The 23,428-nt window shown below is 71.3% G+C and carries 19 protein-coding genes; 9 read left to right on the forward strand and 10 right to left on the reverse strand.

Annotated features, from left to right (window positions below; genetic code table 11):
• The first annotated feature begins 12 nt into the window (after positions 1-12).
• From ABD811_RS32985 to ABD811_RS33000, 4 genes are all read left to right on the forward strand, one after another.
• The gene (locus ABD811_RS32985; RefSeq protein ID WP_344955969.1) at positions 13-1,086 is read left to right on the forward strand and encodes an RDD family protein; all 1,074 of its coding nucleotides are present in this window, start codon (positions 13-15) and stop codon (positions 1,084-1,086) included.
• Between the two features lie 200 nt (positions 1,087-1,286).
• The gene (locus ABD811_RS32990) at positions 1,287-2,582 is read left to right on the forward strand and encodes a serine hydrolase domain-containing protein (RefSeq protein WP_344955620.1); all 1,296 of its coding nucleotides are present in this window, start codon (positions 1,287-1,289) and stop codon (positions 2,580-2,582) included.
• A 54-nt stretch (positions 2,583-2,636) separates the two neighbouring features.
• The gene (locus ABD811_RS32995) at positions 2,637-3,422 is read left to right on the forward strand and encodes an alpha/beta hydrolase (RefSeq protein ID WP_344955622.1); all 786 of its coding nucleotides are present in this window, start codon (positions 2,637-2,639) and stop codon (positions 3,420-3,422) included.
• A gap of 108 nt (positions 3,423-3,530) precedes the next feature.
• Positions 3,531-3,845: an MmcQ/YjbR family DNA-binding protein gene (locus ABD811_RS33000; protein ID WP_344955625.1), complete on the forward strand. Its 315-nt coding sequence runs from the start codon at positions 3,531-3,533 to the stop codon at positions 3,843-3,845.
• Between the two features lie 193 nt (positions 3,846-4,038).
• Here the strand turns inward: ABD811_RS33000 and ABD811_RS33005 are convergent, their stop codons facing one another.
• The gene (locus ABD811_RS33005; protein WP_344955626.1) at positions 4,039-7,104 is read right to left on the reverse strand and encodes an AfsR/SARP family transcriptional regulator; all 3,066 of its coding nucleotides are present in this window, start codon (positions 7,102-7,104) and stop codon (positions 4,039-4,041) included.
• 180 nt (positions 7,105-7,284) lie between these two features.
• On the opposite strand from ABD811_RS33005, the gene ABD811_RS33010 reads away from it, so the two are divergent.
• Positions 7,285-8,532: an MFS transporter gene (locus ABD811_RS33010; protein ID WP_344955628.1), complete on the forward strand. Its 1,248-nt coding sequence runs from the start codon at positions 7,285-7,287 to the stop codon at positions 8,530-8,532.
• A gap of 124 nt (positions 8,533-8,656) precedes the next feature.
• A complete protein-coding gene (locus ABD811_RS33015; protein WP_344955630.1) occupies positions 8,657-9,499 on the forward strand; it encodes a helix-turn-helix domain-containing protein in 843 nt (280 codons plus the stop codon).
• 114 nt (positions 9,500-9,613) lie between these two features.
• On the opposite strand, the gene ABD811_RS33020 is transcribed toward ABD811_RS33015, so the two are convergent.
• From ABD811_RS33020 to ABD811_RS33035, 4 genes are all read right to left on the reverse strand, one after another.
• Positions 9,614-10,006 carry a DUF779 domain-containing protein gene (locus ABD811_RS33020; protein ID WP_344955631.1) on the reverse strand — a complete coding sequence of 131 codons (393 nt, stop codon included), beginning with the start codon at positions 10,004-10,006 and terminating at the stop codon, positions 9,614-9,616.
• Positions 10,006-11,523 carry an aldehyde dehydrogenase gene (adh, locus tag ABD811_RS33025; protein WP_344955633.1) on the reverse strand — a complete coding sequence of 506 codons (1,518 nt, stop codon included), beginning with the start codon at positions 11,521-11,523 and terminating at the stop codon, positions 10,006-10,008. The genes ABD811_RS33020 and adh overlap by 1 nt, the downstream gene beginning before the upstream one ends.
• Before the next feature lie 121 nt (positions 11,524-11,644).
• Entirely contained in the window at positions 11,645-12,880 is a 1,236-nt protein-coding gene (locus ABD811_RS33030; protein ID WP_344955635.1) for a GAF domain-containing protein, read from the reverse strand.
• A 73-nt stretch (positions 12,881-12,953) separates the two neighbouring features.
• Complete coding sequence (locus ABD811_RS33035; RefSeq protein ID WP_344955638.1) at positions 12,954-14,261, reverse strand: helix-turn-helix domain-containing protein; 1,308 nt, start codon at positions 14,259-14,261, stop codon at positions 12,954-12,956.
• A 243-nt stretch (positions 14,262-14,504) separates the two neighbouring features.
• Between ABD811_RS33035 and ABD811_RS33040 the strand changes: the two genes are divergently transcribed.
• From ABD811_RS33040 to ABD811_RS33050, 3 genes are all read left to right on the forward strand, one after another.
• Positions 14,505-16,322, forward strand: coding sequence for a flavin-containing monooxygenase (locus ABD811_RS33040; protein ID WP_344955639.1), 1,818 nt, complete (start codon positions 14,505-14,507; stop codon positions 16,320-16,322).
• Positions 16,323-16,378: 56 nt separating this feature from the next.
• On the forward strand, positions 16,379-17,434 hold the full coding sequence (locus tag ABD811_RS33045; RefSeq protein ID WP_344955641.1) for a 2,3-butanediol dehydrogenase: 1,056 nt from the start codon (positions 16,379-16,381) through the stop codon (positions 17,432-17,434).
• A 214-nt stretch (positions 17,435-17,648) separates the two neighbouring features.
• Positions 17,649-19,820, forward strand: coding sequence for a hypothetical protein (locus tag ABD811_RS33050; protein WP_344955643.1), 2,172 nt, complete (start codon positions 17,649-17,651; stop codon positions 19,818-19,820).
• Positions 19,821-20,367: 547 nt separating this feature from the next.
• Here the strand turns inward: ABD811_RS33050 and ABD811_RS33055 are convergent.
• The 5 genes from ABD811_RS33055 to ABD811_RS33075 all read right to left on the reverse strand — a co-directional run bounded on the left by ABD811_RS33055 (position 20,368) and on the right by ABD811_RS33075 (position 23,351).
• Positions 20,368-20,820, reverse strand: a complete 453-nt coding sequence (locus ABD811_RS33055; RefSeq protein WP_344955645.1) for a hypothetical protein — start codon at positions 20,818-20,820, stop codon at positions 20,368-20,370.
• On the reverse strand, positions 20,817-21,257 hold the full coding sequence (locus ABD811_RS33060; protein WP_344955972.1) for a DUF6114 domain-containing protein: 441 nt from the start codon (positions 21,255-21,257) through the stop codon (positions 20,817-20,819). Before ABD811_RS33060 ends, ABD811_RS33055 begins: the two co-directional genes overlap by 4 nt.
• Positions 21,258-21,281: 24 nt before the next feature.
• Positions 21,282-21,476 (reverse strand): hypothetical protein, encoded by a 195-nt coding sequence (locus tag ABD811_RS33065; protein WP_344955647.1) that lies wholly within the window; start codon positions 21,474-21,476, stop codon positions 21,282-21,284.
• Positions 21,477-22,364: 888 nt separating this feature from the next.
• Positions 22,365-22,745, reverse strand: coding sequence for a DUF6114 domain-containing protein (locus ABD811_RS33070; protein ID WP_344955650.1), 381 nt, complete (start codon positions 22,743-22,745; stop codon positions 22,365-22,367).
• Positions 22,746-22,757: 12 nt separating this feature from the next.
• Entirely contained in the window at positions 22,758-23,351 is a 594-nt protein-coding gene (locus ABD811_RS33075; protein WP_344955652.1) for a DUF6230 family protein, read from the reverse strand.
• Positions 23,352-23,428: the final 77 nt, after the last annotated feature.

The following is a 23,428-nucleotide window of genomic DNA, read 5'->3' on the forward strand; positions in this document are numbered from 1 at the left end:
CCGCCGTTGCCCGTGCCGTTCAGCGGGCCGCCGGGGCCGGAAGTCGAGCCGGGCGGGGGTAGTGCCGCGCCGCGTTTTCGGCGGTTGGTGGCCTGGGGGATTGACACCGCGTTGCTGTGCGTCGTCGCTGTTCTGCTCGGCATGATGACGTGGGGGCGGCTGCACGCTTACGTGGCGGAGGACCTTCCGCAGAAGGCGTTGACGGCTACCGGTGGCCTGCTGTTCTCGGGCGGGGACGTTCAGAAGGCCACCACTGACTTCGGCGCCGGGGTATGGGGGACATTCACCAGCGCCGTCTATCAGGCTCTGGGCCTTCTCGTCCTGGTCGAGTTGCTGTATCAGTTCGTGGCGCAGACCTGGACGGGGCGCACGCTCGGTAAGGCGGTCATGGACATCCGCGTGAGGGTGGCCGCGGGGGAGGCGCGAAAGCCCGGCAAGGGGCGCGCGTTCCGCCGTGCCGTGGTGACCACCGCGGGTGGGACGGGGCTTTACTGCCTGGCCTGGATCGTCCTTCTGGAAGGTCTGTTCTTCGCCGCGCTGCTCGTCTGGCTGCTCGCCGTCTTCGTCTTCGTCGCCAACAGCCTGCCCGCGATGCTCGGCGGACGCCGCCGGACGCTGGCCGACAGGCTGGCCGGGACGGCCGTCGTCCGCGCCGGGACGTATCAGCGTGCCGTGGCCGCTGCGGTGCAGGGCGCCGGACGGGCATGGGACGGCACCCAGGCGGCCGGACGCGTCGCTCGGGACGTCGCCCGCGAGAACACCACCCGCCTCGGACAGTCCGAGCAGGTGCGGCGCGTCCTGGAGTCCGAGCGTGCGCAGCAGGTGCAGGGCATGGGCAAGCGGCTGGGCGGTCGGATCAAAGGGGCCTATCACGACCGCCGTTCCGGGCGGGCGCGTGGGGAGACGCCGCCGCTTCAAGCTGCCGACCCCACCCCGGCCCTGCCGCCGCCGCAACCGTATTACGACCCAGCGCAGGGCGGCTTTGGGCAGCAGTACGCGCCGCCGGCACCGTACGTCCCACCGCCGGCTCCGCCTGCTCCACAAGAGGAGCGGCCGGGGCCGGACGAGCCGTACAGGGGTTCCTAGGACGTTTCGGGTTTTCCGGGGGGCGCGGCTGTCCTGGGTGAGGTGTGGCTTGGGGAGGATGTACGACCAGTCGGGGCGCAGGTTGAGGGGGAGAGCGTGAATCGGCTGGTCGGGTGGGGGTGATGTGGGGGTTTTGGTGCTCTGTGGTGGGATTGATCGGTAGGTTGGCTCCGCGATAACCGATCTTGCGGGGGTTTGGGATGGGTGCGGGGCTGAGGCGGCGGGACTTCGGTAAGGCCGCCGGGCTGGCGGGCATGGGGGCGTCCGGGGCGGTGCTGCTGGGCGGGTGCTCGGAGGAGTCCGTCCAGGCGAGGTCGGCGGCGGCCGCCAAGACGTGGAAGGTCACCGGGCAGCGGGGCGCCGGCCTGGGCAGCTTCGACTCGACGATGAAGAGCTTCATGCAGGCCCGCAACATCTCGTGCGGGCAGCTGGCCGTGGTGCGCAAGGGCAAGCTGGTGCTGGCGCGCGGCTACACGTGGACGACCAGTTCCACGCTCAAGACCCAGCCGACGTCGCTGTTCCGTATCGCGAGTCTGAGCAAGCCGGTCACCGCGGCGGCCATCCTCAGGCTGGCGCAGGAGGGCAAGCTCGACCTCGGCGCCCGGGTCACGGACCTGCTGGCGCTGACGCCGCCGAGCGGCCAGACGCTGGATCCCCGGCTCAAGAACGTCACCGTCTGGCGGCTGCTGCAGCACCTGGGCGGCTGGGACCGGGACGTCAGCTTCGACCCGATGTACCGGCGCGATGTCGCGATCTCGTCCGCGCTGGGCGTGCCGCTGCCGGTGAGCCGGGCCAACATCATGAAGTACATGAACGGCCGGCGGCTGGACCACGACCCGGGCACCAAGTACGCCTACAGCAACTACGGCTACCTGCTGCTCGGCCGGATCATCGAGAAGGTCGGCGGGACCGGTTACCAGACGTACGTCCAGAACAAGATCCTCGGGCCGCGCGGCATCAAGCGGATGAAGCTCGGCCGCAGCCTCAAGGCCAACGCGGCCGCGGGCGAGGTCCCGTACTACTCGCAGTACAACGTCTCCACGGTCATGAACGCGACCGGGGCGACCGTGCCCGCTCCCTATGGCGGGTTCAACCTGGAGAACATGGACGCGCACGGCGGCTGGCTGAGCACCGCGGTCGACATGGTCCGCTTCGCAGGCCTGTTCGACGCCGCGAACTCGGTGCTCAACAGCACGTCCATCGGGCGCGCGTTCGCCAAGCCCAGCATCGGGGTGCAGCCCGACGGGTGGTGGTACGGCTGCGGCTGGAGCGTGCGGAACGTCACCGGCGGGCGCAACACCTGGCACACCGGCAGCCTGCCGGGCACCCACACGATTCTGGTGCGCCGCTACGACGGTCTGACCTGGGCGGCGCTGTTCAACCAGCGCGACGACGCGTCAGGGAAGAGCTACGGCGACATCGACCTGGCTCTGCACAAGGCGGCCAACGCCGTGACGACCTGGCCGTCCACCAACCTGTACGGCAACTACTTCTGAGCCCGCACGCGCCCCTCCGCAGTTCCCGGGCGCAGCGCGCGGTGTAATGGGGGCGTGCTGGTTCGCGGCCTGCTGTGGGCGGCTCAGCGGAGGCTGATCTACTTCCCGGACCCCGCGGCGCCGGTGCTGCCGCGGGTGATACTGCCGAGTGCGCGTGAGGTCGCCTTCCGGACGGAGGACGGTCTGCGGCTGGCCGCCTGGTTCGTCCCCGCGGAGGGCGCGGAGGACGCCGCCGACGCTCCGACCGTGCTCGTCGCGCCCGGGAATGCGGGGAACCGGGCGGTGCGTGCCTCGCTGGCGGCCGCTTTGGCGGCTCGCGGGCTGGCGGTGTTGCTGGTCGACTACCGCGGTTATGGAGGTAACCCGGGGAGCCCCAGCGAGACGGGCCTGTACCGCGATATCCGCGCGGCGCATCGTTACCTCACGGCGGATTTGAAGGTTCCGCGGACGCGGCTGATTTACTACGGCGAAAGCCTGGGAGCGGCGGTCGTCACCCGGCTGGCCGTGACCGAGCCTCCGGCGGGTCTGCTGTTGCGGTCGCCGTTCACGGAACTGGCCGACGTCGGACGGGCGCACTACCCATTCCTTCCGGTACGGGCTTTGCTGAAGGACCGCTATCCGGTGGCCGAACAGGTCGCTGCCATTCGGACGCCCACGGTGGTGGTGTACGGGACGGCCGACTCGATCGTCCCTCCTGAGCAGAGCCGCGAGGTCGCCCGGCGGGCGGCGGGCCCGGTACGGGTGGTCGCGGTGCCCGGCGCCGACCACAACGATCTGGTGTTGCTGGACGGTTCAGAGCTCGTCGCCGCCGTCGTCGAACTCGCCCAGAACGCATGCTGACGGCAGGTTGGCAACGGGGTCGTGCGGGCGTCGGCGAGCCCGCCGATGGCGGGTGTTTTCGGTAGAGGAAGGAATGTTGGCGTGGTGACTGTTGAGGATGTGCGGCGAGTGGCCTTGGAGCTGCCTCGGACTACTGAGCACCTGATTCGGGACCGGGTGAAGTTCAGGGTGGGGCGGATCGTCTATGTCGCGCTGTCGCGGGACGAGACCGTTATGGGGTTCGCGTTCCCCCGGGAGGAGCGGGCGGCGCTCGTGGCGTCCGACCCGGAGAAGTTCCTGATGCCTGAGCCTTCTGACGAGCGTTTCAACTGGGTGCAGGCGCGGCTCGCCGAACTGGATGCCGGGGAACTCGCGGAGATCGTCACGGAGGCGTGGCGGATGGTCGTGCCGAAGCGGGTGGCCGCCGCGCACCTGGGAGGGTGACGCCGCGTACGCGACGGGTCCTCCAGCAAGGGGAGTTTCGGTAAGCGATTGGTAAGGGCCGGTTGGCAGGATGAGGGATGTCGGCGGTGGTCGAGTGCTACGGGGACGTACTCGGTCGCCTAGGGAACGTTGCGAGTATGCAGGTCAGGCCCGGGGCGGGGGCGGACGGTGGACGCCGAAGCGGGGTCGGCGTTCATCGTTCGTTGAGCAGGGCGGCCGTTTCGGTGGCCGCCGACGTGTCCCCTAGGCGTTCGTAGACGTTCAGGGCCTCGCTCCAAGCCTTCCGGGCTGCCTCCTCCTCGCCGTTCTCGCGGTGGGCCTGCCCTAGGAGGCGAAGCGTGGACGCCAGGAAGGAGTGCCAGCCGCGGGCGCGCCAGAGGCGGACGGACTCCTCCAGGTTGGTGATGGCGGCGGTGTACCGGCCGGCGGTGAGGTCCAACTGGCCCAGGACGGTCAGGGCGTCGGCGAGATGATGCTCCAGGTTGTGGCGGCGGCTGAGGTAGACGACCGAGTTGGCGGTCGGGAGGGCGCGTTCGTCGCCGAGGGCGGCGTACAGCTTGGCGAGGTAGAGCAGGGAGAAGGCCTCGGCGTAGTGGTCTTTGAGCGCGTGCGAGATGCGCAGGGAGCCGACGAGGAGGGCGTGGCCGTTCTCGATGCGGCCCGTGAGGCAGTAGGCGGCGCCGAGGAACTGCATGGCCGTGGCCTCGAACCGGGGGTTGCCGTGGAGGCGGGCGAGTTCCAGGCAGCGTTCGAGATGTTCGGCGGCCTGTTCCGGGCGGCCTTCCCCGTAGGCGACGCCCATGATGTGGTGGGCGCGGGCCTCACCGCCGAGGTGGTCGGTCTCCTGGGCGAGGCGGAGGGCGCGGCGGGCCGTTTCCAGGGCCAGTTCGGAGTCGCCGCGGGCCGTCAGGCCCCAGCATTGGGCCACCAGCGCGTCGGCCATACCGCGTCGTTCGTCCACCTCCGCGAACAGGCGGTACAGGCGGGTGGACGCGTCGTAGGAGGTGCCCATGGCGTCGCCGGGGCGCTCCATGGAGAGCCAGGTCGTCATGTCGTTCAGGCCGCGGAGGAGGACGGCTTCGCCGAGACGGTTGCCCTTGGCGGCGCACAGCGCCATGGCCTTCTCGTGCAGGGGGACCCAGTCCTGCGCCAGGCTCCGGACGTCGAGGTACTTCTCCATCGACGCGGCCAGGTCCCAGGCGTATTCGTCCAAGCCCAGAGCGCAGGCGTGTTCGACGGCCGCGGCCATCGCGGCCCGTTCGGCGTCGAACCAGGCCATGGGGTCGGCGAGCAGCTGGTCGACCACGTCGGCCGGGAGTTCGTGGCGGGGGGCGCTGCCGTGGATGGGGGCGTAGCAGGGGCCGGGGACGCCTTCCGCGGCGCGTTCGGCCAGGGCCAGCCAGGCGCCGAGCGCCCGTTGCACGGCTGCCTGCCGGGCGGCGTCGTCTTCTTCTTCGACGGCGCGTTCGCGGGCGTAGATGCGGACGAGGTCGTGGTAGCGGTGCCGGGTCCAGCCGTTGGCGTCGGTTCCGGACACGACGAGAAGCTGGGCGTCGACCAGGGCCTCCAGGTGCGTCTGGGCGTCCCGGTAGGAGCCGCCGAGCAGCGCCGCCGCGACCCATTCGGCGAAGTCGGGGGCTTCGAGGAGGCCGAGCAGGCGGAACAGGCGGCGTGTCTCGTCGGGCAGCCGCAGATAACTGAGCCGAAAGGACGCCCGGACCGCCAGGTCGCCCGCGGTGAGCTCGTCGAGGCGGTGGTGCGCGTCGCCGAGGCGGTCGGCCAGCCAGGCCAGCGTGCGGTGCCGCCTGCGGGCCAGGCGCGTCCCGGCGATGCGGACGGCGAGGGGCATGTGCGCGCACAGGCGGGCGACGTCGGCGGCGGCCCGCGGTTCGGCGGCGACGCGTTCGGGCCCGATGATGCGGGCCAGCAGCGCGACGGCCTGCTCCTGGTCGAAGACGTCCAGGTCGATCCGGCCCGCGCCTTCGAGGCCGGCGAGCGGGACGCGGCTGGTGACCATGACCGCGCAGCCGGGGGTGCCGGGCAGCAGCGGACGCACCTCGCCCTCATCGGACGCGTCGTCCAGCAGGATCAGCACCCGGCGGCCGTTGAGGACCGTCCGCAACAGGGCGGACCGGTCGTCCAGGGACGGCGGGACGTCCTGCCCGCCGAGGCCGAACGCCCGCAGGAAACCGCCGAGGACCTCCGCCGGGTCGACCGAGGCGCCGTCCGGGCGGCGCAGCCTGGCGTACAGCTGTCCGTCGGGGAACCGCGCGGCCAGGTGGTGCGCGACGTGCAGGGCCAGCGTGGTCTTCCCGACTCCGCCCATTCCGGTGATCACCGTGACCGGCGAGTACTCGCGGGCGGTCAGCAGGCCGGTCAGTGCCCGCACCTGGTCGTCGCGGCCGGTGAAGTCGGGGACGGGCGGCGGAAGTTGCGCCGGCACGGGCGGCGGCGCGCGGGAGACGCCGAGGGCCTCGGGGGTGCGGCCGTCCTGGGCGAGCGCGGCCAGGTAGGCGGCCTGCATGCGTTCTCCCGGGTCCACGCCCAGCTCTTCGGCGACGCTTTCCCGGTACGTCTGGTAGCGGCGGAGCGCCTCGGCGGTGCGTCCGTCGGCCGCCAGCAGTTCGACCATGCCCGCTTCGAGCCGTTCGTCCAGCGGATGCGCCTCGGCGAGGGCGGCGAGACGGTCGAGCGCGGCGCCCGCGCGGCCCGCCACGGCGGCCGCCGCCGCCAGGTCCGCGGCCGCCGCGTTGACCTCCTCGGTCACCGACCGCAACAGCGGATCCTGCACGTCCAGGATCGGTAGGTCGGCCAGCAGCGGCCCGCGCCACAGGGCGAGCGCCGCCTCCAGCAGCTCGGAACGGTCTCGGGCGTCGCCGGCCGCCCTGGCCTGCGCCGCCAGGGCGCGGAAACCGCCGAGGTCGACGGCCTGGCCGAATCGCTCGTCGGCGAACGTGAGGCGGTAGCCGGAGCCGTCGTGATCGAGGCTCCAGGACGGGTCGGGCGTCGGGTCGATCCTGCGCAGCCACTGCCGCAGCCGGGAGATCGCCACCTGGACCGACCCCGGGTTCACCTCGTCGGGACGCTCCCGCCAGACCAGTTCGACGAGCCGGTCGGCGGGCACGGAACGGCCGGCGGCGACCAGCAGGACGCCGAGCAGGCCCCGCAGGATGGGGGAGCGGGGCGGCCGCACCGGGGCGCCGTCCGCCTCGATGAGCAGCGGACCGAGCACGCCGAAACGCAGCCTGGCAGTGTTCACCCGCCGCCTCCGTCGTTGAGCCGGCCCGGACCGTTCGGCCGGTGAGCGACCACGGCACTCCTCGTTTACACCGCTACCAGGTATAACATGACTCGGATTTACCCACGAGTCAGGAGCGGGACGGACGCGATGCGCGGCGCGGTCGGCTCAACCTCGGCGGAGGACGACCCTCCCGGATCGATGACGGAACGCGCGCTCGTGGGCGCGCCGCCGATCCGGCGGGTGCGGGGTGCGATCTACCTGTGTTACGCGGGCGAGGCGCTCGCGTTCTCCGCCGTGATGGCCCGGATCCCGCACGTCCAGCGCTCGCACGGGCTGAGCGACCAGGCCATCAACGCGCTCGTGGCGCTGGTGCCGGTGCTGGCGGTCGCCGGCGGGCTGCTCGCGGCCGGGCTGAACGGGCGGACGGGCTCCGGTCTCGTCCTGCGGTGCGCCCAGCCGATCTTCTTCGCGGCGGTCGTCCTGCTGGGCGCCGTCCCCGGGACGGGGGCGCTGGTCGCGTCCGTCGCGCTGTTCGGCGTGGCGATGGGGGTCGTGGAGGCGTCGATGAACGCACAGGCCGTGGCGATCGAACGGCACGCCGGACGGTCACTGGTCAACGGGTTCTTCGCGGTGTGGAGCGGCGCGAGCATCGTCGGCTCCCTGTGGATCTCCTTCGCCAACGGCGCCGAGTTGTCGCTGCTGACGGGCTTCGCGGTACCGGCGGCGATCGGCCTGCTGATCGCCGTGGCGACCGTCCGGATGCCGCTGCACAAGGACGCGGAGCGCTCGCTCGCACGGGCGGCGGAGCGACGCGCGGCGCGGGCGGCGCGGCGCCTGCTCGCGCCGGACGGGGACGCGGCGGGCGAGCGTCGCTGCGTCCCGGTCGTCGGGGTGCCGTGGCGGCCGCTGCTCGTCCTCGGCGCGGCGCTGGGGTGCGCGTACGTCGCCGAGGGGGCGATCGCGGGATTCGCCGTCAAGTACGTGCGGGACGAACTGGGCGGCGCGGACACCCTCGCCCCGTTGGCCATCACGGCCTTCGCGACCGCGACGGTCACGGGACGGGCGATCGCCGACCTCGTGGTGCGCCGCCGGGGAGCGGCGTGGCTCGTCCGCGCGGGTGCCGTGCTGGCCGCGTTGGGCCTGGCCGCCGTCGTCCTCGCGCCGGACCCGTGGATCGCCATCGCCGGGTTCGCGGTCGCCGGCCTCGGGTTGTGCTCGGTCGCGCCCAGCGCGTACGCCGCCGCCGCCCGTCACGACCCGGTCGGACAGGGCGTCGCCGTCGCGCGCGTCGGCGTCTTCAACTACCTGGGCGCCGTGGCGGGCACGGGGCTCGTCGCCGCGCTGGCCCCGGTGTCCGGATACTGGGCGTGCTACCTGGTGGCGGCCGTCCTCGTCCTGGTGATCGTCCCATTGGCGAGCCGCTTCGACCCCCGTCCATCCTCCTGACCCCGCGCGCAGGCGGCGCCTGATGGGGCGGCGGGAACATGCCAGAGCGTTAGATTCGCGTCGCCTTCCGTGAAAGAGGCACGTCGTGCGGCCCCTCCGGGGATGATGACGGCGGGAGGTTCGGATGCCCACGGACTATCGCGCCCCGAACATCAACGCCCGGCGTCTCGGGCTGTACCTGCGGCGGACGAGGGAACTGCTCCAGCTGTCGTACGACGAGGCCGCGGCCCGCGCCGGATGCCATTCCGACTGGCTCGTCCGTGTGGAGACCGGGTTCCTCGAACCGTCGCCCGGCGAGGTCGAGCTGCTGCTGGAGCGCTACGAGGTCCGGGGGGCCGAGGTCGCCGACCTGATGATCGACCTGGCGTCGCGGCCGCGCGGCCCCGGATGGCTGGCGGCGCATCTGGACGGGATGAAGGCGGAGGAGCGCGACGCGCTCATCTCCGAGTCGGAGGCGTCGGTCATCCGCACCTACGGCGTCCAGCAGATCCCCGAACTGGCGCAGTCGGAGCCGTACGCCCGGTTCATCGCGTCCGTGTCGTTCCGAGAGCCCGACCCGGACGTCCACTGGGACATGCTGCGCAACCGGCAGACCTACCGCCCGGGCGGGCGGCGCCGCTTCCTCGACGTGATCGTGGACGAGATGGCGCTGACGCTGCGGCTCGCCGACGACGTGATGGTCCCGCAGCTTCGTCATCTGCTGGCTCTCGGCGCCGATCCGGACGCCAGCGTCCGGGTCGTCCCCTCCGCGGCACCGTTCTACGAGGACCGGGCCCACTCGTTCGACGTGCTGGAGTTCCCCGGTGTCAGCGACCGGATCAGCCTGTGCCACAGCATGCTCGGCATCGGCTTCTCCTACGCCGATCTCACCGACACCTGGACCCACATCGAGCAGGGCTCGGCCCTCTGCCCGGAGGAGAGCCGCGAGTTCATCAAGGGTCTCCTCGCCGCCCGCACCGTGAACTGAACGACTCGCCGCCCCCGGCGGGCGCGTTCGACGAACCGCGTCTCGGCGGGCACGGCGAGCCGCCGGTGGCCCGGGCCTGGCCCGGCAGGGGGACCAGGCCCGGGGGAACGAGACCTACCCGATGGTGGCGCCGGTGGGGAGAGGAGGTTCGGCCTCCAGGGCATCCGCTTCCTCGTCGGTGAAGAGGCGGGAGCGGATGAGGAAGCGGACTCCCTCGGGGGCCTCCAGGGAGAACCCGCTGCCCCGGCCGGGGACGACGTCCACGGTCAGGTGGGTGTGCTTCCAGTACTCGTACTGGGCAGCGCTCATCCAGAAGGGCGTGTCGTCGCCGACGTGCCCCAGGAGGACGTCGGAGGCGCCGACCATGAACTCGTCCCGGGGATAGCACATGGGGGAGCTGCCGTCGCAGCAGCCGCCCGACTGGTGGAACATCACCGGGCCGTGCCGGGCGACGAGACCGGCGAGCACGCGCGCGGCGGACTCGGTGAGCCGGACGCGTTCCACCATCAGAAGAAGCCCAGGCGCTTCGCCGAGTAGCTGACCAGCAGGTTCTTGGTCTGCTGGTAGTGGTCGAGCATGGCGCGGTGGTTCTCGCGGCCGATGCCGGACTGCTTGTAGCCGCCGAACGCGGCGTGCGCCGGGTAGGCGTGGTAGCAGTTGGTCCACACGCGGCCGGCCTTGATGGCGCGGCCCATGCGGTAGGCGGTGGAGCCGTCGCGGGTCCAGACGCCGGCGCCGAGGCCGTACAGGGTCTCGTTGGCGATCTTCAGGGCCTCGTCGACGGAGTCGAAGGTGGTCACCGACACCACCGGCCCGAAGATCTCCTCCTGGAAGATCCGCATGTCGTTGGTGCCCTTGAAGACGGTCGGCTCGATGTAGTAGCCGCCCTCCAGGCCGTCCACGGTGCGGGGGCCGCCGCCGGTCAGGACCTGGGCGCCCTCCTTCCGGCCGATGTCGATGTAGGACAGGATCTTCTCGTACTGGTCGTTGGACGCCTGCGCCCCGATCATGGTGGCCGGGTCCAGCGGGTTGCCGGCGACGATCGCCTCGGTGCGGGCCAGGGCGCGGGCCATGAACTCGTCGTAGATGGACGAGGCGATCAGGGCGCGGGACGGGCAGGTGCACACCTCGCCCTGGTTGAGCGCGAACATCACGAAGCCCTCGACGGCCTTGTCGAGGAACTCGTCGTCGGCGGCCAGCACGTCGGGCAGGAAGATGTTGGGGCTCTTGCCGCCCAGCTCCAGCGTCACCGGGATGATGTTCTGCGACGCGTACTGCATGATCAGCCGGCCGGTGGTGGTCTCCCCGGTGAAGGCGATCTTGGCGATGCGGGGGCTGGACGCCAGCGGCTTGCCCGCCTCCACGCCGAACCCGTTCACCACGTTCACCACACCGGGCGGAAGCAGGTCGGCGATCAGCTCGATGAGCAGCATGATGCTGGCGGGCGTCTGCTCGGCCGGCTTGATCACCACGCAGTTCCCGGCGGCCAGGGCGGGGGCCAGCTTCCAGGTGGCCATCAGCAGCGGGAAGTTCCACGGGATGATCTGGCCGACGACGCCCAGCGGCTCGTGGAAGTGGTAGGCGACGGTGTCCTCGTCGATCTGGCTGATGCCGCCCTCCTGGGCGCGGATCACCCCGGCGAAGTAGCGGAAGTGGTCCACCGCCAGCGGCAGGTCGGCGGCCAGGGTCTCCCGGACGGGCTTGCCGTTCTCCCAGGTCTCGGCGACGGCCAGCTTCTCCAGGTTCTCCTCGATGCGGTCGGCGATCCGGTTCAGGATCAGCGACCGCTCGGCCACGGACGTCGCGCCCCACTTGTCGGCGGCGGCGTGCGCGGCGTCCAGCGCCTTGTCGATGTCGGCGGCCCCGGACCGCGCGACCCGCGTGAACACCTGACCGTCCACGGGCGACGGGTTGTCGAAGTACTCGCCCCCGACGGGCGGCACCCACTCGCCGCCGATGAAGTTGTCGTAGCGGTCGGCGAACGCGACGACGCTGCCCTCGGCGCCCGGCTTGGCGTAGACCATGAATGTCCTCCTCGCACCCGGTGTGAACCGATGTGATGCAGGACACTCTGCGACGGGAAGGTTGCCGAAAGGTTGCCGCGGGCGCCGGGGTGCGGGGGCGGCCGGCCGCGTCCGCTGGGCGTCAGTCGCGTAGGGCGGCTTCGATGCGGGCGGCCGTGATTCCGCGGCGGCCGTCGGACGGGGCCAGCAGCCTGTGCGCGTGCTGGTGGACCTCCAGGTCGTAGCGGTGACGTTCGCCGTAGGCGAGGGCGTGCTCGGGGATGGGCGAGGCCAGCACCGCCTTGCGTACCGCGACCTCCAGGTAGTCACGCCAGCGCACGATGCCGGGGGCCTCGGAGTCGGGCAGGAGCGGTCCGGTGTAGCGGTGCACCGCCGCGGTGGTGTCGCCGGAGGCGAGGGCGTCCAGGACGGCGGACGCGTCGCAGACGATGGGCTCGGTCAGGACGTAATGGCGTTGGGCCAACGCGCCGCCGAGCGCGGCCCTCAGGTGCGAGACCTGCGCCTTCAACGACGTCATGGTCACCGGACGGTCGCCGTACAGGGCCTCGCGCAGGCGTTCCGGGCTGAAGCCGTCCGGCTCCAACGCCAGGAGGGCGAGGATCTCCAGCTGGCGGGGGCGCAGGGGGAGGGGCGCGCCGTCCCGCAGCGCCCGGACACCGTCGCCCAGGCAGTCCAACCGGACGCGCGGCGCGGTGACGGGCGGCAACGCGGCGGCGGGCAGGCGGGCCAGCCGGTCCTCGATGCTGGCGGCGAGCGTGCGCACGGTCGGCATGACCATGGGGTGCGAGCGGTCCCACGTGCTGGACAGGTCGAGGACGCCCAGCAGCCGCCCGCCGGGGGCGCGCAGCGGCGCGGCGTAGCACACCCAGCCGTGAAGCGCCTCGACCAGGTGTTCGGCGGAGAAGACGGTGGCGGGACGGCGGTCGCGAAGGGCGAGGGCGGGGGCGCTGGTGCCCATCGCGGTCTCGTCCCAGCGGCCGCCGGGGGCGAAGTTGACCCGTTCGGCGCGGTGCCGCATGACGCGGCCGCCGTAGGTCCACAGGATGGTGCCGTCGGCGTCGGTGACGGCGGCGACGAAGCCGGCCTCGTCGGCGATCGCGCGCAGCTCACCGGCGATCTCGGCGACCGGCCCCGCCAGTGGCGACGACCGCCAGCGGTCCACCACGTCCGGCACGGCCGGTGCGCTGTCGCGGTGCGGGTCGACCACGACGCGCGAACGGTTCCAGGACGCGGCGATCTCCTCGCGCAGCGCCGGGTCGTGGCGCGTCCGGGCATGCGGAACGCGCTCGGCCACCAGCCGCGACCATTCCCGGACGAGCCGCGTCCGCCGGTCCCGCAGAGCACCGTGTGCCGCCATCTGGATTCCTCCTGGCCGGACAAGCCCGACAGGCCCGATTGTTACACCGTGTCGTGCATCGGGTCCATGACCGTCACGGCTCGGCCCCGGGCCGGGCGGCGAGGGCCCGGATTCCGGGGGTGGTGGACTCCTGGACGAACCGGCAGGCCGAAAGCTCTTGCCGCAGGCCCATGCGGACGCCCCTGGCCAGCCGGTACGGCTGGGATTCCACGAACGCGCCCAGCGAACGGCGCAGGCGTGACACCTCCGCGCGCACGGTGACGACGTGTTCGGCGTCCCCGTACAGCGCCCGGCTCAGCGCCTGCGCCGACAGCCCGTCCGGCCCGGCCGCGTGCAGGAGGAGCAGGATCTCGGCGTGCCGGGTGGTCAGTGCGCACCGCCACCGCGCGTCGCCGGACCGCACCTGCAGGACGGGCGCGTCCGCCAGGTCGAGGTCGAGCATCATGGGCCGGGCGCGGGTGGACGGGCGGACGAGCCAGCCGTCCGGAAGCCGTTCGGGAACGCACACTCCCAGCCCCGGGACGGCGAGCGCGCGGCCCTCGGCCGGCACCGCGATGCGTTCGGTCGCGGCCACGCCCGAGCTGTGCGCGACCCAGCCGTGGTCGTCCACCAGCAGGAGCGGTTCGGACGACGTGGCCAGCAGCGGCGCCGCCGACTGGCGCAGCCGCTCCAGGCGCCGCTGGTGACGCTGCCACAGTCGCGACTCGGCCAGCCGGGTGCCGGTGTTCACCAGCGCGCCGACGGCCGGATGCAACGTCAGCGCGGGACCGCTGACGTCGATGATCCCCAGCAGCTCCGCGGTGCGCGGGTCGTGGACGGGGAACGCGCTGCAGTACCAGGGATGCTGCGCCTGCTCGAAGTGCTCGGCCGAGAACAGCTCCACCGGCGCCGCCTCGGCCAGCGCGGTGCCGATCGCGTTGGTGCCGACGCGGGCCTCGGTCCAGGTGGTGCCCTCGCAGAAGCCCAGGTCGTCGGCGCGGCGGCGGACGGCCGAGGAGCCGTGCCGCCACAGGATCACCCCGTCGGCGTCGGTGACCACCAGCAGCATGTGCGAGGCGTCGGCGACCGAGCCGATCAGCTGGCCCAGCTCGTCGATCACCTCGCGGAGCGGCGAGCCGTGCCGCCGCCGGGCCAGCTCGTCGGCGTTGAGCGGGTCGCGGATGTTCTTGTCGTCCGGGTCCAGGCCCAGACGCATGACCCGCGACCACGACCGCGCCACCACGGCGCGCGGGCGCACCGGCGGCGCGGCCCGCTCGCCGCCGATCACGGCGTGATGCGTGCGGACCAGCTCTCGGGCGTAGTCGGGCAGGCTGGTCCCCGGACGGACGGCCCCGTGCACGCGCACGACCTCACCTCCCAGGTCGGGCGTTACGGCTGGCACCGGCCCACCTCCCAGGCCGGTGCGTTGCCCCAGATTTCCCGAAGCATAAACGCAAATTGTGACCCTGGCCACAATTCGTGCAATCCGCTGCAACCCTTGTCGCCCGCGCTCCGTGCGGAATGTGATCGGTGTTACACCGTCCACCGGAGACCGGACGGGTCCGGACATCCATCCCCGGTGCCCGGAGACATCCGGAGACATCCCGAGACCCCCTGGAGAAACCACGGAGAAGGGAAGGCGCAGGTGAGCAACGCTACGCCCGCCGCCACCGCCGGTATCGACGCGCGGACGCGGGTGCGGTCCTGGCTGGCCGACTTCGAGTCGGCCCTGGCCGCCCGCGACGTGGCCCGTGCCGCGGCGATGTTCGCGCCCGACAGCTACTGGCGGGACCTGGTGGCCTTCACCTGGAACATCAAGACCGTGGAGGGGCGCGACGGCGTCGCCGGCATGCTGGCCGCCTGCCTGGACGGCACCGACCCGTCCGGCTTCACGATCACCGAGGAACCGGTGGAGGCGGACGGCGTCGTCGAGGCGTGGCTGGCGTTCGAGACCGCCACCGGACGCGGCATGGGGCACCTGCGGCTGACGGACGAGGGGGCGTGGACGCTGCTCACCAGCCTGCGCGAGCTCAAGGGGCACGAGGAGCCGATGCGGGAGCGTCGTCCCAAGGGTGTCCGGCACGGTGTGGTCCGCGGCCGCACGTCGTGGGGGCAGGAGCGCGCGCTGGAGAGGGCGCGGCTGGGCGTCGAGGAACAGCCGTACGTCGTGGTCATCGGGGGCGGCCAGGGCGGCATCGCGCTCGGCGCACGGTTGAGGCAGCTCGGCGTGCCCGCGCTCGTCCTGGAACGCAACGATCGGCCCGGCGACTCCTGGCGCAAGCGGTACAAGAGCCTGTGCCTGCACGACCCCGTCTGGTACGACCACCTGCCCTATCTGCCGTTCCCCGAGAACTGGCCGGTGTTCGCCCCGAAGGACAAAATCGCCGACTGGCTGGAGATGTACGTACGGGTGATGGAGGTGCCCTACTGGACGAGGGCGAACGTCACCTCCGCGTCCTGGGACGACGACACCGAGCAGTGGAGAGTGCACGTCGACCGTAACGGCGAGCCGATCGTTCTCACGCCACGGCATCTGGTGTTCGCCACAGGGATGTCCGGCAAGCCGAACGTCCCGTCCTTCCCCGGCATGGACGTGTTCGAGGGGGAGCAGCACCACTCGTCCCAGCATCCGGGCCCGGACGCCTACGCGGGCAAGCGGGCCGTGGTGATCGGCTCCAACAACTCGGCGCACGACATCTGCGCGGCCCTGTGGGAGCACGGCGCCGACGTGACGATGGTGCAGCGCTCGTCCACGCACATCGTCAGGTCGGACTCGCTGATGGAGATCGGCCTGGGCGCCCTGTACTCGGAGGAGGCCGTCCGCAACGGGATGACCACCGACAAGGCCGACATGGTGTTCGCGTCCCAGCCGTACCGGATCATGCACCGGTTCCAGATCCCGCTGTACGAGAAGATCAGGGAGCGCGACGCCGACTTCTACGACCGCCTGGAGAAGGCCGGGTTCGCCCACGACTGGGGCGACGACGGGTCCGGCCTGTTCATGAAGTACCTGCGCCGCGGCTCCGGCTACTACATCGACGTCGGCGCGTCCGACCTGGTGATCAACGGCGACGTCAAGCTCGCCCGCGGCCAGGTCTCCCATCTGACGCGCGACGCGGTCGTCCTGGAGGACGGCACCGAACTGCCCGCCGACCTGGTCGTCTACGCCACCGGATACGGCTCGATGAACGGCTGGGTGGCCGACCTCGTCGGGCAGGAGACGGCCGACAAGGTCGGCAAGTGCTGGGGCCTCGGCTCGGGCACCACCAAGGACCCGGGCCCCTGGGAGGGCGAGCAGCGCAACATGTGGAAGCCCACCCGGCAGGAGGGCCTGTGGTTCCACGGCGGGAACCTGCACCAGTCCCGGCACTACTCCCTCTACCTGGCGCTGCAGCTCAAGGCCAGGTACGAGGGGATTCCCACCCCCGTGTACGGCCTGCAGGAGGTGCACCACCTCTCCTGAGCACGCAGGCCCTCCCATCTCACCCCCAGGCCGAACACGATCAAGGAGGACCAACGATGAAGGCAGCCCGCTTCCACGGTCGCGGCGACATCCGCATCGACGACGTTCCGGAGCCGCGGACGCTGCCGGGGACCGTCCTGGTGGAGGTCGAGTGGTGCGGCATCTGCGGCACCGACCTGCACGAGTACCTGGAGGGGCCGATCTTCGTCCCGCCCGCCGGCGCGCCGCATCCGCTCACCGGCGAGACGCTGCCCGTCACGCTCGGGCACGAGTTCGCCGGAGTGGTCCGCGAAGTGGGCGACGGGGTGGACGACCTGCATCCCGGCGAGCGCGTGGCCGTCGAACCGTACATCGTCTGCGGCCATTGCGACCCCTGTGAGCAGGGCAGGTACAACGTCTGCCAATCCCTCGGATTCGTCGGGCTGTGCGGCCGCGGCGGCGGGTTCTCCCGCTTCGTGGTGGCCGAACGCCGATGGATTCATCCGCTCGGCGGTCTCGGCACCGACGTAGGCGCGCTCGTCGAGCCGCTGGCCGTCGCCTGGCACGCGGTGCGGCTGTCCGGCGCCCGCCCGGGGCAGACCGCCGCCGTCTTCGGAACCGGCCCCATCGGCCTGGCCGTCATCGCCGCGCTGCGCGCCGCCGGGGTCGAGCACGTGATCGCCGTCGAGCCCGCGGCCGCGCGCAAGAACAAGGCCGCCGCGGTCGGCGCCGACGAGGTGATCGACCCGTCCGGCGTGAACGCGACGGAGGCGGTGCTGGAGTCGACCAAGGGACGCGGCGCCGACGTGTCGTTCGAGTGCGCCGGGGTCGACGCCGTCCTGCGGTCGGCCGTGCTGTCCACCCGCGCCGGGGGCACCTGCGTGAACGTCGCCATCTGGGGGCACGAGGCGCGGGTCGCCATGAACGACCTGGTGTTCCGCGAGGTCGCCGTCATCGGCAGCCTCGCCTACGCCGGCGACCACCCCGCCACCATCGAGATGATCGCGAACGGACGGATCGATCCGTACCCGTTCATCACCGGACGGATCGACCTGTACGACATCGTCAAGAAGGGCTTCCGGGAGCTGATCGACAACAAGGAGGAGAACGTCAAGATTCTCGTCCGTCCCTGAGCCGCGGGCTCCTCGGGTGGCGGGCGCGGTCGGCCCGGCCAATGCCCCGGTGCCGGGTTCGCCGCGGGGCGCGTCGCGGAGTTCGCGCGGGTTTCGCCGCCGGTCAGGGGGCTGACCGGCGGCGAAACCTCGGGTACTTTCGCGATCAAGAACGTCCGTCGATCTTGCCGGTCGCGGACGTCGGCCCCTGCCCCCGCCACCCGAGGAGATCCGCTTGATCCAGCGCAGAACGGTGCTGAGGGGAGCCGTCGGCGGCACCGCCGCCTCCCTGATCGCCGCCCCCGCCACGGCGCACGCCGACCGGACGTCCCAGTCCGGGCAGCCCTCCCGGCGCATCGACCGCAAGGCCGTCGTCGACCGGCACGCCATCGAGCGCACCGCCAGCGACCCGGAGCTTCCCCTCCAGGTCGGCAACGGCGACATCGCGTTCGGCGCCGACATCACCGGCCTGCAGACGTTCCTGCCGTTCGCCACCATGTCCCAGTGGGGCTGGCACGAGGACCCGCTGCCCGAAGGCCAGAAGCTGGAGGACTACAAGGGAACGGCCTGGGACACCTACGGCCGTCCCGTCCGCTACTGGACCGACGAGGCCGGGCACCCCGACCTCTACAACTGGCTCCGGGGCAACCCCCACCGCATCAACCTCGCACGCATCGGCCTGTCGCTGCGCACCTCCACCGGACGCGACGCCACCGAGGACGACCTCACCGACCGCCACCAGCGCCTCGACCTGTGGACCGGCATCCTGACCAGCCGGTTCACGTTCGACGGCGCACCCGTCACCGTCGAGACCGCCTGCCACCCCACGCTGGACGCCATAGTGGTACGGATCGACTCACCCCTCGTCGAAACCGGGCGTCTCACCGTCTACGTCGACTTCCCGTACGCGACCGCCAAGGGCCAGGGCAAGTTCTCGGCGCCGTTCGTCGGCTTCTGGGACCGTCCCGACGTCCACACGACGACGCTGACGCCGCAGGGCGCGACCCGGGCCCGCATCACCCACCGCATGGACGACACCACGTACCACGCGGCGCTGACCTGGAACGCCGCCGCCGGAAAGCTCACGCGGGACGCCCCCGGACGGCACCGCTACACCCTCACCGGCGCACGCGGCCGGCGCCTGGAACTGACCTGCCTGTTCACCCCGGACGACACCCGCATCGGCGCCCCGCCCGCCGCCGCGGTGAGCCGCGCCGCCGCCGCGTGGTGGCCGGAGTTCTGGCGTTCCGGCGGCGCCGTCGACCTGTCCGGCAGCCGCGACCCGCGCTGGGAGGAACTGGAACGCCGGATCGTGCGCAGCCAGTTCGCGCTGGCCGTCAACGAGAGCGGCGCGTACCCGCCGCAGGAGTCCGGCCTGGTCAACAACGGCTGGTACGGCAAGTTCCACATGGAGATGGTGGTGTGGCACGGCGCCCACTACGCGCTGTGGAACCGCTGGCCGCTGCTGGACCGCAGCCTCGGCGTCTACCGGAGCTTCCTGCCGTCCGCCCTGGAACGTGCCAAGCAACAGGGCTTCCGCGGCGCCCGCTGGCCCAAGATGACCGCTCCCGAGGGACGCGACTCGCCCGGCCTGCAGAACGCGCTGCTGCTCTGGCAGATGCCCCACCCCATCTTCTTCGCCGAACTCGACTACCGCGCCCACCCGACCCGCGCCACGCTGCACAAGTGGCGCGACGTCGTGTTCGCCACCGCCGACTTCCTCGCCTCCTACGCCTTCCACGACCGCTCCAGCGGCCGCTACGTCCTCGGCCCCCCGGTGATCCCCGCCAACGAGCAGAGCGACCCCGCCGTCACCAAGAACCCGGTGATGGAACTGTCGTACTGGCGCTTCGGCCTGCGAACCGCCTCGGTGTGGCGCCGGCGGCTCGGCCTGGGACCCGACCGCAAATGGAACGAGGTCCTGGCCGGGCTGGCGCCCCTTCCGGTCCAGGACGGCAAGTACGTGCTGTACGAGGGCGTCGAGGACATGTGGACCAAGCACACCACCGACCACCCCGACCCGATCGCCCCCTACGCGATGCTCCCTGGCGACGGCGTCGACGTCCCCACCATGCGAGCCACAGCCCACCAGGTGTACGAGAGCTGGCCCGTCGACGACCTCTACAGCTGGGACTTCCCCGTCCTGGCGATGAACGCCGCCCGCCTGGGCGACCCCGCCCGCGCCGTCGACTTCCTGCTGCACCCGAAGTTCGGCTTCACCGACGAGGGCCTACCGGCGAGCGGCAAGGAAGGCGTCCCCTCCCCCTACTTCCCGGGCGCAGGCGGCCTCCTCTACGCCGTCGCCCTAATGTGCGCAGGCTGGGACAACGCCCCCAACCGCCACGCCCCCGGCTTCCCCACCAAGGACTGGACCGTCCACTGGGAAAACCTAGCCCGCGCCATCTAACCCACCTCGGAGGCGCCCTGCCACGTCTCGCCATCCGCAATCCGGTGACCCCCAGGGCGCCTCCGAGCCCCCGCCTCCCGACCGCAGCATCAACCACCTGCACACCTCGATCGCCCCCGCGCCGCCCCGGCCGGCGCCGCCACGCCCCCTGTTCCTCAGCATGACCCTGCTTGGTGTCGGTGCTGGGGGCCGCGTCGACCCACGGATCCAGGCCTCGCAATACGCGGGTGATGCGAGGGAGCGCACAGTGCGTCTATCTCCCTCCGCTGGCAGGGGTGGAGGGCCGCCGGGCCCTCGCCATACGCCCCCGATCGGCTGAAGCCGCGCATCCGATACCGACCTGCTACTTCTCCAGCGCACAATGTCGCAGACCGGGCGGCGGCCGTAGCCCATGCCACGGCACCACCAGGGCCGAGCACGACGCCCCGGATCGCTTGTCGGCCACCTACCGCTGCACCCACGGCACCCGAAGGCGCGAAACCGCCGCACGCACATCGAACATCGCCACCACTGCAGAAGACCACGCGCGGCGGATCAATTGTGAGCGTCAATGATCATTGACGGCGGGAATCGGAGCCTCACCGACCGCTGCGAGCAACTCAATGGGGAACTCCGGATCGTTTTGGCCAACGGCGAGTGCAATCCACCGGCCGACATCCGGCAGCCGCCAGACGAGCATCTCGCCGCTGAGAACGCAAAGCGTCTGCATCGGCTCCGGAGCCGGGCTCTCACCCCACAGATAAGGTTCCAGATCAATCGATTCCGGCCTGCCCCACCGTGCCGTCAACGCGGTCACCAACTCATGAAGAGCGGCGTCGATCTCCTCCTCGGCCGCCTCGACGGTCTCCTCACTGCGATCGTCCCAGAAGTCCTGGCTGGCCAGCAGGACACACACGTGGTAGCCCGGCCCGCTGGAGCGCTCGCCCTCACGTGTGTCCTTAGACGGAAAAGGAAGAGCGAGCATTTCATCGACGGCGGTGAGCCGCTCTGCCGTGGTCATCCCCAGAGACTAGCGAGCCAACGAAGTCCCGCGAAAACAGCCAGGCGTCGAACCGACCAATCACCGCCGGACGCTGGAGCAGAAGGAACGCGTTCAATCCAGTCGCAGCCAAGGCAGGCACCGACACTCGCCAGAAGCGAGCCAAGAAGGAAGCCGCCGAGGTTGGCCAGGACGAAGGCGGCCAGCGCGGCGGTCACCGATAAGACGGCGATGATGAGACGCTGCTCGACGCCGAACCAGAACGCCACGCCCATAGCGGCCAGGAACGTTCCCCGTAGTAAGCGGCATAGCCACCGCGGCCGGTGTGGATGATGACTCCTGCGCCGACCAAAGGGACGACAGCTGATTCCAGGCCTGCGGCGATCGGCAGGCCAGGGGCGGCTCCCGCCCGCGTCCCGCGCAGCAGCAGCACGGAAGGGTGACGGCGCGGTCCAGATAGGTCTCCACCAGCCGCGCCCCCGTCAGCCGCCCCGGCTGCGCAGCCCGCCCAGGTCACGGTGCACGACCTTGAAGGCGTCCGGGCCCAGCCGCAGCCGCCGCTCCTCGGCCAGCAACGCCAGCAGGCCCGCGCGCACACGCGGCTCGTTCATGTCCGGCAGCCGCACCACGCGCAGGTCGGCCATCAGCTCCGGCGTCGCCGCCGACAGCTCGGCCACCCGCGCCGGCTCGCACGTGGCCAGCAGCGTGGTGACGCTGACGCCCTCCAGCCGCGCCTCGTAGGGACATCCAAGGGTGCGTCGTCAGGGCGGCTCTCCGGGGCTTTGGCTGGGGGAGCCTGCCGCAGCCGTCACTTTCGCTGAGTGCTCATTAGTGGTCGCTAGCCAAGGTTCCACTGACCACCTGGGGAAGTCGTTCGTGGGGTGATGGCTGCTCCGCGACCCATCGTCCAGGCCCGGCCGCAAGGCGCCAACGGGTCACCTGGGGCCTGGTCACCCAAACCGTGTCGGGTGTTCTCGGCTCCCACGCAACCACCAGGCCGAGGCCGCCGTCCAGGGCAGGCGCGTCAGCGAGCACTGCTCGTCCAGTCCGCACATCCACGATCTGGAAACGCCAGTCATTCGGGGGTGAGGCGCGCACCACCTCCAGCCGGAACCTCCCGGAGGGGGAAACAGCCGGCCGCTCCGGCCAACTCACTCCAGCACCAGAGAAGGGACAGTAGGCATCGCGGTGTGGGCAGTTCGACGCATCGCCGACATCATCACCGCGGCTTGGACCCGCCGGCTCGCGACCACCAGATCTGCCAGGGACACATGCCGCCCCACAGACCGCCACGGTGAAAACGGCGACGACCCACGATTTCCAGCGTGCAGTGCCGCCCCATGGGCTCATCTGACTACCTTTCTGTCCGCGCATGGTCGGGGCGCTCATCGCTGAGGAATCGCAGCACTGCCTGGCGACCAGGCCGTTGCTGCCGGAGACGCTCCGGGCGACTCGACGCCCGCCACGACCTTCACGTCAGCCGGACCGGGCTTCACCGGTGGCGCGGGCCACGCACGGCCCACGGCCTTGGCAAGCTTCACGCCAGGCGTCGGCTTGCCCGGCCTCTATCCGACCTCCTCGTCTGACGGCTGGGTAGTGGGCGGGCGTTCCGTCCAGGCGTAGCCGAAAGACGCCCCGGTGATGGCCAGCAGTGAGCCGAGGAGGAAACCGCCCAGGTTTGCCATCACGAATGCGGCGAGCGCGGCCGTCACGGCCAGGACCGCGATGATGAGCCGTTGCTCGGGCGCGCACCACAACGTCACGCCCATTGCCGCGAGGAAGGCTCCCAGAAGGAAAGCGGCATGGCCGCCGACACCGGTGTGGATGACCAGCCCAGTTCCGGCCACCGGAACGATCGCGATTTCCATGCCCGCCGCTATCAGCAGGCAACCCGCGACGAACGGTCGTCGTGCCGTCCAGGACCGCGTTCGAGAGAGGACGCGCATCAGCGACAGCCTTCAGAAGCACTCTGGGACGCCACGGCCGATCGCCGCCCGCAACCCGTCCATTCGGAAGGAACCCCCTGTCACCAGCCACGCGTCGGCCTTGACGTCCCGGATCGCGAACCACTGGGCGCCCAGTCCGTAGTCGCCGGGTCTGCCGCCTGCCCCTGACACCGACCGCAACGCACTGGCGTCTTGGTTGACCGCTAGCCCACGGAAGTCCACGTCGGCATCGATGTTCGTCGCCGAAATCTGCAGGTTGTCGACCAGCGTCGGACGCTCAGGGGCGCGCGCCTGGAGCTTGACGACATACCGTCCGAGAGGCGTGTCCACGCCTGCCGACTGGCACAGCCCGCGAATACGCGCCGAACGCATCGTCAGCATCATCACCGGATGGGGGCGTCCGTTGAGCGAACGCACATTCGTGGGAGCCAGGCCGAACCCTTGCCCCGACAGTTCGTCGGCCGACACCTTCATCTGCCGTCCGGAAACAGCGAACGACGCCGGTACGCTTCCGTCGGCCATGCCCACGGCAAGCATGACGAGGGCCAACAGGGATGGCACCAGCACCACGGCGAAACGCCGCCAGCTGAACCGTCCGCGAGTCATATCTGTCCCCCGCGGTCGCCAGCTTTGCTGCTGCCGCACAGTTGCCGGGGGTACGTGACTGGCCTCAGCAGCCGCGT

Source organism: Actinomadura miaoliensis, from assembly GCF_039536785.1.
Taxonomy (GTDB): domain Bacteria; phylum Actinomycetota; class Actinomycetes; order Streptosporangiales; family Streptosporangiaceae; genus Spirillospora; species Spirillospora miaoliensis.